Annotated in this window: 12 protein-coding genes; 6 read left to right on the top strand and 6 right to left on the bottom strand. The window is 46.5% G+C overall.

What is annotated here, in order from left to right; genetic code table 11:
- Positions 1 to 53 precede the first annotated feature (53 nt).
- Complete coding sequence (locus C8J48_RS02895) at positions 54 to 512, bottom strand: hypothetical protein (RefSeq protein ID WP_107724868.1); 459 nt, start codon at positions 510 to 512, stop codon at positions 54 to 56.
- A gap of 165 nt (positions 513 to 677) precedes the next feature.
- On the opposite strand from C8J48_RS02895, the gene C8J48_RS02890 reads away from it, so the two are divergent.
- Positions 678 to 1,823 (top strand): sensor histidine kinase, encoded by a 1,146-nt coding sequence (locus C8J48_RS02890; protein ID WP_170105094.1) that lies wholly within the window; start codon positions 678 to 680, stop codon positions 1,821 to 1,823.
- 22 nt (positions 1,824 to 1,845) lie between these two features.
- Positions 1,846 to 2,517: a response regulator transcription factor gene (locus C8J48_RS02885; RefSeq protein WP_107724866.1), complete on the top strand. Its 672-nt coding sequence runs from the start codon at positions 1,846 to 1,848 to the stop codon at positions 2,515 to 2,517.
- A gap of 130 nt (positions 2,518 to 2,647) precedes the next feature.
- Here the strand turns inward: C8J48_RS02885 and C8J48_RS02880 are convergent, their stop codons facing one another.
- The gene (locus tag C8J48_RS02880; RefSeq protein WP_107727555.1) at positions 2,648 to 3,238 is read right to left on the bottom strand and encodes a flavin reductase family protein; all 591 of its coding nucleotides are present in this window, start codon (positions 3,236 to 3,238) and stop codon (positions 2,648 to 2,650) included.
- Between the two features lie 109 nt (positions 3,239 to 3,347).
- Here C8J48_RS02880 and C8J48_RS02875 point away from each other — a divergent pair, with 109 nt between their 5' ends.
- On the top strand, positions 3,348 to 4,037 hold the full coding sequence (locus C8J48_RS02875; protein ID WP_107724865.1) for an ArsR/SmtB family transcription factor: 690 nt from the start codon (positions 3,348 to 3,350) through the stop codon (positions 4,035 to 4,037).
- A 426-nt stretch (positions 4,038 to 4,463) separates the two neighbouring features.
- On the opposite strand, the gene C8J48_RS02870 is transcribed toward C8J48_RS02875, so the two are convergent.
- From C8J48_RS02870 to C8J48_RS02860, 3 genes are all read right to left on the bottom strand, one after another.
- Positions 4,464 to 5,138 carry an HNH endonuclease gene (locus C8J48_RS02870; RefSeq protein WP_107724864.1) on the bottom strand — a complete coding sequence of 225 codons (675 nt, stop codon included), beginning with the start codon at positions 5,136 to 5,138 and terminating at the stop codon, positions 4,464 to 4,466.
- Positions 5,139 to 5,381: 243 nt separating this feature from the next.
- Positions 5,382 to 6,446, bottom strand: coding sequence for a sensor histidine kinase (locus tag C8J48_RS02865; protein WP_107724863.1), 1,065 nt, complete (start codon positions 6,444 to 6,446; stop codon positions 5,382 to 5,384).
- The gene (locus tag C8J48_RS02860; protein WP_107724862.1) at positions 6,443 to 7,135 is read right to left on the bottom strand and encodes a response regulator transcription factor; all 693 of its coding nucleotides are present in this window, start codon (positions 7,133 to 7,135) and stop codon (positions 6,443 to 6,445) included. The genes C8J48_RS02865 and C8J48_RS02860 overlap by 4 nt, the downstream gene beginning before the upstream one ends.
- 289 nt (positions 7,136 to 7,424) lie before the next feature.
- Here C8J48_RS02860 and C8J48_RS02855 point away from each other — a divergent pair, with 289 nt between their 5' ends.
- The 3 genes from C8J48_RS02855 to C8J48_RS02845 all read left to right on the top strand — a co-directional run bounded on the left by C8J48_RS02855 (position 7,425) and on the right by C8J48_RS02845 (position 10,143).
- Complete coding sequence (locus tag C8J48_RS02855) at positions 7,425 to 8,453, top strand: DJ-1/PfpI family protein (protein WP_107724861.1); 1,029 nt, start codon at positions 7,425 to 7,427, stop codon at positions 8,451 to 8,453.
- Between the two features lie 187 nt (positions 8,454 to 8,640).
- Positions 8,641 to 9,288, top strand: a complete 648-nt coding sequence (locus C8J48_RS02850) for a DUF2306 domain-containing protein (RefSeq protein WP_107724860.1) — start codon at positions 8,641 to 8,643, stop codon at positions 9,286 to 9,288.
- Positions 9,289 to 10,143 (top strand): DJ-1/PfpI family protein, encoded by an 855-nt coding sequence (locus C8J48_RS02845; protein ID WP_245891050.1) that lies wholly within the window; start codon positions 9,289 to 9,291, stop codon positions 10,141 to 10,143.
- 191 nt (positions 10,144 to 10,334) lie between these two features.
- Here the strand turns inward: C8J48_RS02845 and C8J48_RS02840 are convergent, their stop codons facing one another.
- Complete coding sequence (locus C8J48_RS02840; protein WP_107724859.1) at positions 10,335 to 11,252, bottom strand: NAD(P)/FAD-dependent oxidoreductase; 918 nt, start codon at positions 11,250 to 11,252, stop codon at positions 10,335 to 10,337.
- Positions 11,253 to 11,323 lie beyond the last annotated feature (71 nt).

Here is an 11,323-nt window from a genome sequence, read left to right as displayed (position 1 = left end):
TCTTTTTATTAAGTGAAATGATGCCTACCACTTGGTGTGCCTTCAATTGTATGTTACTGCAAGAGCGGAGCCAGAAGAACGACTGCAATAAGAAAATCGAAGACAGCACAAAACTCCGCATACCCTCGCAGGACCATCATTCCAGTCCGATGGTGGACAAGATCCCAGACTGAGTGGCCGAGATAACCGGCTGCCAATAGGATCAATCCGATTTCTCGATCGACGTACAAGGCTACCAATGCGATCGTAGCAAAAAGGAGAAAGGCGATCGTTTGGATCAAGATTGTACGGACGCCGCGAAGGTGGCCGCGAATGGCGCCTGAAATCGGATATACCAGTGCAGCGATAACAAGAATCATCGACATCGGGTCCGCGGAAGCTGGCAGTCCTGTAGCAGCGATGGCCAGCGCCACCAAAGAGGGCCATCGTTTTTTTATCAACTGAACGATAACATTCCATTTCTGTCTCCGTTTTCTTTTCTTTGTGACATCTTCTCCGTTGGCTATTTCCATCGAAATTCCTCCCTTTCTCGGTTGCATATCAAAAGTATCACGATGCAATTCCCTTTTCGTCTATCTGAGGTTGATTTTTGCGCAATGCCTCTATCGATCGATAGATGATTAAGGCGGATCGACTTGATATAATGATGAAAACCAACCAATTGAAGGAATAAAATGATGAAAAAATCCATCTTTCACTCGCGCGGTTTCGATGGTGTCCATCTCACCTTTATCATTCTCTTGTTTGTTTTGTTTCTTCCTGACAATCCGTTTCAAGATATCCCCGTTCTCCTTATTCACTTCAGCTTTATGGTCGGTTACCTTTTCATCATAGTAAGGCACCAATCATGGTGGAATCAGAAGCGATATATTTTTGTCGTTTGCACCCTTGCCATCGTGGTGGGTATCATTCGCTTGATATTCCCGGACTACCCGGATCATCGCATTTTCTGGCCGCTGTTATATCTACTGGGTATAGCAGAGCCTAAGTGGAGCCACACAACCAATCCCCTCGCGGTAATCACGGTGATGCTCATTTTTGTCATGATGATGATCGACCAGCTTTCTGTAGGTGCGCTGTTTGCCGCTGTCTTGATGTATTTCGCCGTTAGAAACCAAAGCTTGCTTCGTCTTGCCCATCAAACGAATCAAAAACAGCTTGCGCAATTAAATGCAGCCTATTCGGAATTGCAACAAACCTCGATCCAGGCGATGGGCTATGCAGCGTTGACGGAACGGACCAGACTGGCACGTGAAATTCACGATGGGCTTGGACATCAGATGACCTCACTCATTGTGCAACTACAAGCCTTGAAGCTGATGATTCCAAACGATCCAGTCACCGCTACAAACAATGTCGATGAACTGCTGAAAGTCGCTCGCACAGGCATGGAGGAAGTACGGCTTGCTGTAAGAGAATGGTCAGAAGATGAAAAAGGCCTTGGCCCGATTGCGCTGAAAGGTCTGGTATCCCAGGTAAAGGCCAATTCACGCTTACAAATGAAATACAAAGAAATCGGCCCCCTCAGTGAGTGGCCGGTAGAACGGAGTGTTATCCTTTATCGAGTCTTGCAAGAGGCGCTAACCAATATCCTTAAACATGCAGATGCGAACCAGGTTCACATTTATTTGGAAGAGAAAAATAAACATGTGAAGTTGATCATCAGCGATGACGGACATTTCAGTAGTGAAAAGACGTTAACGATTGGATTTGGTTTAGGCGGAATGATGGAACGATGCAAAGCAGTCGGCGGAAGCATTCAATTTACGCCAAATTCGCCACATGGCTTAAAGATAGAAGCCGTTATTCCACTTGAATCCTAGCGGTTAGAGAAGGGGAGCTTCTATGCAAACCGAGAAGAAAATTCGAATCGTGCTTGCAGATGATCAGCCTTTTATTCGAAATGGATTGCGTTACATTTTGGACATCCAATCTGATATGCAAGTAGTGGGCGAAGCTGCGACCGGCCAGGAAGCGATTGACGTAACTTTGCAAACCGTCCCCGATATGGTTTTAATGGATATCCGCATGCCAGACGGTACTGGGATCATGGCAACAAAATCGATCGTGGAATCGTTACCCAAAACAAAAGTGATCCTCCTAACCACTTTTGATGTGGAAAAATATGTATTCGATGGAATTCGTGCAGGGGCTGTCGGTTATTTATTGAAGGACACCGATACCGAGGAAATGCTGACGGGCTTACGTTCGATTTACCGCGGGGCGACGCTATTCAACAGCACCACCGCCAACCGCGCCCTCCAACAAATATTGAACCCCGATGTGAACCTGTCTGATCAAACTGAAAAAGTACGTCTCCTCGACACATTGACAGCGCGTGAAACCGAAGTGTTACAGTTGTTGGCTTACGGTAAACGGAATCATGAGATTGCGCAGATTTTATGCATTACCGAAGGTACAACCAAAACACACATCCACCGTATCATTCAAAAATTAGGGGCCAAGGACCGCACACAAGCAGTCGTCATGGGAATTCGGATGAAGCTTGTGAAATAAAGAAGTTGGTATTGGTTGTCAAACATAGGAGGAAATCGATAACCATTACTATCCTTTGTCTTTCACGTTAGGAATAACCCCGCTTTTAAGACGGGGTTTTCTCAATGGTACGGTTATTAACTCAAATCCCTCACACTTCCGCGCGAAACGTTTTCCCCATCGGCAATCCCAGACCGAAGTAATGTCGGAAATTGTAGATCAACGGTTTCCATTTGGTTGGATCAATATACCCCTCGGATGTAAGAATCTCCTTACTGGCGTGAACGCAAATACTCTCCGTCTCCACAATAACAATTTCCCCGCTATAAGATGGAACCCGGATCGCCTTAACCCGGGCTTCGATCTGAAGAGGGCATTCCCAAATCCGCTCAGGACGAACCACTGCTGAACGTTGAGGGGTAAAGCCTGCCTCGGAAAACTTCGCTTTACAATAGCGGAAACCCATGCGCTGTTTCATTTCCGGAACCGGATGTTTCCCTGTCAACGGGGCGAGCTTCTCCACCTGCTCCCACAAATGCTGAGCCGGCAGATTGATCACACATTCCGGATTTCGGTTCAAATTTTCAAATGCTTTGCCACCGATCCCCAGTCCTAATATGATATAAGGGCCCAAAGCCCAGGAAGAGGAGAGAGGGCTAATATTGGTGGAACCGTCTTCATTCAAGGTGCTAAGAAGCAATACCGGAGTCCCATAGTAGAGAATTTTTGGTTTAATCTGCATATGATCGCTCAACGAAATCACTCCTGTAAATTATTCCATCCCCAATATAAAGCAGGGAAAACTCGATAGGTATCGAAATATGGATTACAAAAAAGATTGGAGAGCGAACATGATCCATGCAAAACTTCCTGAGATCGCCCGCTTGTTCAGCGATCCCTCACGCGTTTCCATGCTAACCGTTCTGCTGGACGGACGCTTTCACACCGCCGGAGAGTTGGCATACCAGGCAGGCATCACACCACAGACCGCTTCTTTTCATCTTCAGAAGCTACAATCCTGGGACCTGTTGGAGTGTGACCACCAGGGGCGCCATCGTTACTACCGTCTCACTTCCAATGAGTTGGCCCAGTGGATGGAATCCTTTTTGGGGGCAACACCTTCACCTGAAATTCGCTCGCTCCGTCAATCCACCCAGTTAAAAAAGCTGAAAAAAGCGAGAACTTGCTATGATCACTTGGCGGGAGAGTGCGGGGTAAAGTTGTTGGAAGGATTATTGGATCAAAAATGGTTGACAGAGGCAGAAGAAAAAAAGCTGGTTCTGACTGAAACGGGAAAGATAAAGTTGATAGCGTCCGGGATTGATGTAAATAAAGCATTAAAAAAGCGACGATCCTTTGCTCACCAATGTTTGGATTGGAGTGAACGTCGCTATCATCTAGCCGGAGCGCTGGGTAGTGAAATTCTCCACTTTCTTCTCAGAAAGAAATGGTTAATCCAGTCGGACGCTTCACGGGCACTCCGTCTATCAGATGATGGAAAGGAATCGATCACCTATTGGTTGGGAGTCCGATGGGAATAGGAATCGATTGGTAAACCACAAAATCCCCCGCCTCTCCGAGGAGAGGCGGGGGATTTATACTTGCCTGTATCAACTTTGGGTCACAATGCGTTCCTTTAATGCTATTGACTCCTTTCCTCTTTTTGACCATTACCCGGTTGATATTTAAATTACTAAATAAAAGTAAAATCCACGTAAAACAAACACCACCGTAAGGAAAAATCGATCGGCTACTATAAGAAAAATCGCCTCCTCAAAAACGAGAAGGCGTTCAATTCCTCAACTACATCCCATGGTCCCTACTAGAGTTCGAAATATCAACTGCTTTTAGTTGCTATAGCCCAACTTATTATGCGACATCATCCCTAACAGGTGATTCGGTAAAGATATTGTTGGAAGGAACCAACCACAATTATATGTATTGATTAGTCATTTGGAGCAGAGGTATTAATCTTTAGCTATTTTAGCATCCATTTCATTCCTAATTAATAAATACATAGCAAAAGTGACCGTTAAACCGAGTTTATCGCAGTACTTTTTGAAAAAATCAAACTCCGCACGGGTTAGATTCGTTTCAACCTTTACAAATCCATCATAATCATTCGCAATATCTTTAAGGGAAATTCGATCGGTTAATTCTGCTCGCAGTTTTTCCTTCTCTTTTTCGCTTTTATCTTTAACCTCCAAATGAAGATTAAGTTTTTTCGCGCTTTCCTCAATTTTCTCTTCAATAAAGCCATTATGTATCCTGGTTTGCATTTTGTTAGTAGAATCCCCCTGCCAATATCGTTGTTTATAGTTAGGTTTTATTTTTTGCTTTATTTTTTGCACCTGGTCATATAGCGTTGTAATTTTTTGGTCAGTGATATTAAACTCACCTCGATCCTTTAAATATTCGATCCATTTTATAAACTCTTCCCCAGTGTTTTTTCCTCTACCAAAATCTCTGTGATACCTTTTATGACACTTTACACACAAAGCTACCCCATTCAGTGTATCTTTTTTAATCTCCGGAAATGAATGGCGTGCATATAAATGGTGAGCCTGTAAACTCCAGTTTTTTTCTCCACATACGATACAACTCCGGTTAAAATTTTCTTTAACCTTCTCAGCCCAACCCATCTGTAACCCTCTTCATATACAATTTGGGACAGAAATCAGATTACCATACTGCCATTCTTTTTATTACTAGTAATTTATACCAGATTAGCCTATCTTCTTTTGGATATGAAAGTGGGTGTTGAATCATAAAATAAGAAATCCCCGGCCCTCCTTCCGAAGCAGCGAGTGATTCCCTCATCTTCCTTCTTGCCGAAGTGCTTCAAAACCTGCGCTTTCCCGAATTACATCAAGCTTCCGGAATACTTATCGATTAACAGCAGGTAGATAGCCTGAAAGGACAGCGCCTCCTCCCGGGTGGTTGTCTGCAGTAAGCTCTCCTCCATGCTGGCGAATGATACGCCGTGAGATGGTAAGCCCCAATCCGGCGCCTCCTGTCGCACGATTTCTCGATTGCTCCCCCCGGTAAAGAGGCTCAAAGATCCGTTGGAGATCTTCCAGCGCAAAGCCCGGCCCTGAATCATGGATCGTGAACGTTATTCGGTCTCCCTCTCGGCGATATTGAATGAAAATTTTCCCATATGCAGATGTATACCGCACAGCATTATCCAGCAAATTACTTATCGCTCGCTCCAATAAGTGTGAATCGGCATGAATCATACAGTTATCCGATGCGTGATCGGTAACGATCGCGATCGGTTTCTGTTGCGCCTGCGGCTCTATGCTATCGATCGATTTCTGAACAATGTTATGAAAGTCAGCCGTTTTCTCACTTCGTTCGGCTTCCTGGTACTCGATTTTCGTAAAGGTGAAAAGCTCCTCAACCAACCGGTCCAATTGTGCCGTTTTTTCCTTACAAACGGACACATATTTCGTCATTTGATCCGGTGTTTGCGCAATGCCTTGTTCCAGCCCATCCAAATAACCACGCAAGGCAAATAACGGCGTCCGCAAGTCATGAGCGACGGCAGCGATAACGTATCTTCGTTCCTCCTCTAGCTCCGTCTGTCTCATATGCGAGCGTTGAAGTCCATTCACCATAACTTCAAAGCTATCATGAACCTCGACGATTTCTCTGATCGTCGCGTGGGGAAGCTGTACATCCCAATCGCCTGCAGCAATTTGACGAGACGCCCGACTCAACCGCTCAAGGGGAAGGAGAAGGAGCCTTTGCATTTGCATGCCTATAATAAAGAAAGCGAGCAGAAGACCTGCGAACGCCGCAAACATGGGTATCGTATGCGGCCGACCCGCACGAATATCCAACGACTGGGTCGTTATGAGATGAGCCACCACAAAAAACACCCATGGCAGTAGCAGAAGGAGCACCAAGCCAAATAAGAAATGCGTACGAATACGAAGCTTTCTCATGTTATACGCCCCTCAAAGCGATACCCTACACCCCATACGTTGATCAAATATTGCGGCTGATCCGGATCGCACTCAATCTTCTCGCGAAGACGGCTCAGATGAACGCGAATCGTATGCTTATCGCCGATGCCATCCCAAAATTTTGTGAGCAATTGGTCATAGGTAAAAACATATCTGGGGTGTTCCGCAAATAACCGCAGCAACTCATACTCCTTTGGCGTGAGCGAGACATTTTTATTATCAACGAACACTTCACGAGTGGATAAATTGAGCTTGATGTGGCCAAAGTCCAAAACTTTGGCCGTGCTTGCTTGCTGCGTGCCAGTACGTCGTAAAACCGCCTTCACACGGGCAACGATCTCGCCAGGTGAAGCGGTTTTGACGATATAGTCATCACCGCCAAGAGTCAGTCCGCGGATCTTGTCTACATCATCGCTGCGAGCACTCAAGAACAGGATCGGAACGTTGCTTTCCTTCCGTATCCGCCGGCAGAACTCAAATCCGTTTTGCCCCGGCATCATGATGTCAAGAACAATACAATGAATGGCACTCTGTTGAAACAAGGCCCATGTTTCAGTAGTATCACAAGCGGTGACAACTTGAAAATGATCGTTCTCCAAAAAATCCCTCAACAATTCAACGATACGTTGGTCATCGTCTACAACCAGTATCGTATTTATCACACTCATCAATATCCCTCCATCAAATCCAAGTATATCATTTCTTTAAACCACCCCATGTTTTGAGATGCTTTCTTGATTGTTTTGTGATCTTTTTACGACCCGATTTGAGATATTCCGTTGTTATGATTCGATTGCAACACGGACGGCAAAGATCGTGAGGAAAGTCACGACCCACGCAGAAAGAAATGAAGGAGGGCTTCAAATAGGCTTAAAAAACAACTGACTGATGACGGTTCAAAGCGGAATCTCACAGGCTGAAAACCTTCTAACTAAATAAGATACGGAGGATGAATATATGCTAAAAGTTCAAATTGTGCTGTTTGATGGCTTCGACCTGTTGGATGCTATTGCCCCTTACGAAGTTTTTTGCGCCGCTACAATGTATGCTGATAACGCGTTAAGCGTAGAATTCGTCACCGCGGAAGGGCCGAGATCCGTAACTAGTAGCATCAATGGGTTAAAAATTGAAGCGAACGGCAGATTGAACCCCGAACGGGCGGGCATTATTCTCGTGCCTGGCGCGTCCGGTAAAGTCGAAGGAGATGGCCCCGATTCGGTCCCGGCTATTCTGGGTCGAGCCATGAATACAGATTTAACGGGTTTGATTGGGCAGGCACTTGAGCAAAAAAACACCATAGTCGCCACGGTATGCGGCGGTTCTCTGGTGCTGGCTATGGGAGGATTGCTGGAAGGCAGACCAGCGGTCACAAACCGTCTGGGCATGGAGTTACTAGGAGCAACGGGGGCCATTCCCGTTCCAGCACGTGTCGTGGATGACGGTAACCTGGTTACCGGCGGCGGCGTCACTTCCGGGCTCGATGTCGCTCTGTACCTGGTGGAACGTGAGCTTGGACCACGTATCGCACATGCGGTAGAGCAGCTATTCGAATTTGAACAGAGGGGGACGGTTTGGCGAGCAACAGGAATGGCGCCTAACAGTCAGACATGGAGTGGTAACGAACCAATCACAACAAACACGTCAGCGTCGAATGACAGCACCGTGAATAGCAAAATTACACAGGCTTCTCTCTTCGACGGGGATTGGGATACAACCATCGCTACACCAGTCGGGAAACTACAGGTCAAGCTCTCGATCTCGACAAGAGACGGGTTGATCCAAGGTACGGCAACACAAGGAGATGAAACGGTCGAATTGATAAACCCCAAGCTTCAGAACAACAAGCTTACCTGGGCCCTTCCAATCACGAAACCCATGCGCTTAAATTTGAAATTCGAAGTGGTAGCCGACGGCGATCACATGACCGGAATCGCCAAAGCTGGTTTACTGCCGGGATCACAATTAACAGGAAAACGCGTTTCCTAGGGCCTTCTATTTTCCGTTAGCAAAGGGGAGGCATGGTATGGCTGGCGGAGAGCTTTTGTGCTTTTTGCAACGAAACGAAGACAGCCATTCCGAACCAGGGCTTCGTTGTACGGATTTATTAGACACGCCCCAACTCGGAAGGGTGTATGGATCATAACGATGGATAGCCTCGGGGGTTTTGGATCAGATGGGAAAATGGAAAATATTACACAATCTTTTAGCCTGTGTCAGCATTCTATTAATCCTTTACGCCTTGATAAAAAATTATGTGATCGATCCTGGTGCCGTAGAATTTTTAAGCCATAAAACCGGACTGAAGCGTGAGCTTAATCTCCCAGTCTGGTTGAAAGTAATGTATGTCCATGTGGCATTTTCCTGTATTGCCATGGCCTCGGGGCTACTCAACTTTTCGACTCGCATTTTTAAAAAAAGCCGTAAGTTTCATCGTATAAACGGTTACGTTTATATCGTGTCTGTCCTTCTTGTGGTGTTGACTTCCGGCTATATGGCACCCTACGCCACCGGAGGAAAAATCAGCAGTATCGGGTTCAATCTGATCAATATGATATGGCCGCTTATCACCATAACAGCGCTCATCCAAATCAAAAAGAACCGAATCATCCGGCACCGGAACTGGATGATCCGCAGTTACGCCTTTTGTTTTACGAATATGGTGATTCACCTTATCACCACCCTGTTTCATCAGGGATTCGGTCTTATGTACGCTACCAGCTATACCATTGGCGTTTACGGCTCCATTGTGTTGCTGCTGATTATTCCTGACATCATCATCAGAACGATCGGTCAATCCAGAGAGGTTGCCAATTCTGCATAAATGAAAGTTGCCCGTCACCTCTGCATGATTGATGTAGTGTACGGGGACTTTTATACTTTAAGTTACGCGAAAGGAACGGGTACAAAAATATTTTTTAGCTTACTCCTATCGTTTGTTTTAGTTCTAAGTCTAATTGTCCCGACAGCCAGTGCGAAAATAAAAGAGACTAAAGATGCATCCAAGGCCAAAAGGTTGCATGTCCAAATTGTATTATTCGATGGTTTCGATCTGCTGGATGTAACAGCACCATATGAAGTATTCGCTGCCGCGGGAATGTACTCCGGAGAGAAAGTTACAGTGGAATTGGTATCCGCAGAAGGGAAGCGTTCTGTCCCGAGCGGCTTGAATGGGCCCTCCCTCGAAGCGCAAACCGCATTAGACCCAAATCGTTCGGGAATTATTTTGGTGCCTGGAGCGGCGGGTAAGCCGACGGGAAATACGGAAGATACCATCCCGAATATATTAAGACAACCCAATGAAACTGACTTGCCGGATTTGATGAAACAAGCTTTTGACAATAAGGAAGTCACTGTGGCTACCGTATGTGGAGGTTCTTTACTGCTGGCGATGCAAGGTTTGTTGAAAGATAGACATGCCGTTACCCATCATATCGGTATGGATGCGTTAGAAGCTGCCGGCGCCATTCCGGTTCAGGCAAGAGTCGTTGAGGATGGTCCACGCCTTGTGAGCGGAGGAGGTGTTACTTCGGGACTTGACGTGGCCTTGTATTTGGTTGAGCGTGAGTTAGGGCCCCAAATCGCGAATGCTGTAGAAACGTTATTCGAGTACGAGCGAAGAGGTACCGTGTGGAAAGCGAAAGGCATAGCACCGATCGACTTTACGACGAGTCAGTAAGGTCCTAGAAGAAAAGGAGTTGCTATTTTCGAGTAATACCGCGGAAGGAATCAAGGCAATCGAAGGTATGCCCTTCGCTTCCCAATAGGAAGTTAGAAGGGCGCTTTTTCCATAAACAGGAATTGCAATGAAGATGAATCCGAATAAACTTATCAATAGTTATCACCTTTCGCATCATCGCCAAAATATCGTCATTCGTTTCGCTTCCAGGCATCCATATTCAGTTCATTGTTTATGGCCGCAGCGGCAAATGCGCCCATAGAGGCTGCAGTAATGGCCTGATGCAGTCGTGATGCCACATCCCCAGCGCTATAGACGCCCGGAACGTTCGTTTTTCCAAAGTCATCGACGGCAACCGTTCCCGCTTCTGAAACGTGACATCCGACGGCACGCGGTAAGTCCGATCCCGTAACCAGCTCTGGTTTAAAAAAGATCCCCGTACACGGTATGGTCGTCCCGTCCTCAAGAACGACTTGTCGTACGATCCCGTCATCTGAGTCGATAGACCGGATCGGCGCTTCGAATACAGGGACACGATGCCGGCGGAGCTCCTCGCGTTGCTCGTCCGTCAGTTCATCGGGGCCGTTCGTACAAATGGTAAAACGGCTTGTCCATCCGGATATAAGTGGAGCGAAATGCATAACGTCAGCCCCCTTACTAATGATGACAAGAGGCTTATCCCTTAATTCCCAGCCATCACAATACGGGCATATAAAGGCGCTTTTCCCATAAACCTCTGCCAATCCTGGGATGTCCAACGTCCGATCCTTCATTCCGACGGCAAACAGCAGCTTTTTACTGGCAAAGGCTTTTCCTTGTGCAGTCGTAATTTGAAAATGTCCGTCTGTTCCCGCTATCGAGACGGCCGTGTCCTCCACGAAAGAGACCGAGGGATAGGCGCTGCTCTCTTCCTTTGCAATTCGCCGAAATTCACTAGGACTTGTTCCATCGCGGGTAAGAAACCCATGAGTCTCGCGAGTCACAGCGTTGCGTGGCCGGCCTTCATCGATCACCGTCACATTTTTCCTCGCCCGCCCCAACACAAGGGCAGCGTTCAACCCTGCCGGGCCTCCGCCAATAATAGCCACATCGAGAAGTTGATGTTCCATGTCTTAAGCACCTCCACAGATCTCCAATATCCATAATCAACATGTATGAAAATGCATCACTTATTGATTAC

The sequence above is a fragment of the Desmospora activa DSM 45169 genome, from assembly GCF_003046315.1.
Lineage (GTDB): Bacteria > Bacillota > Bacilli > Thermoactinomycetales > DSM-45169 > Desmospora > Desmospora activa.
Note: the sequence above shows the minus strand (reverse complement) of the source record. Positions and strands in the feature narration are given on the sequence as shown.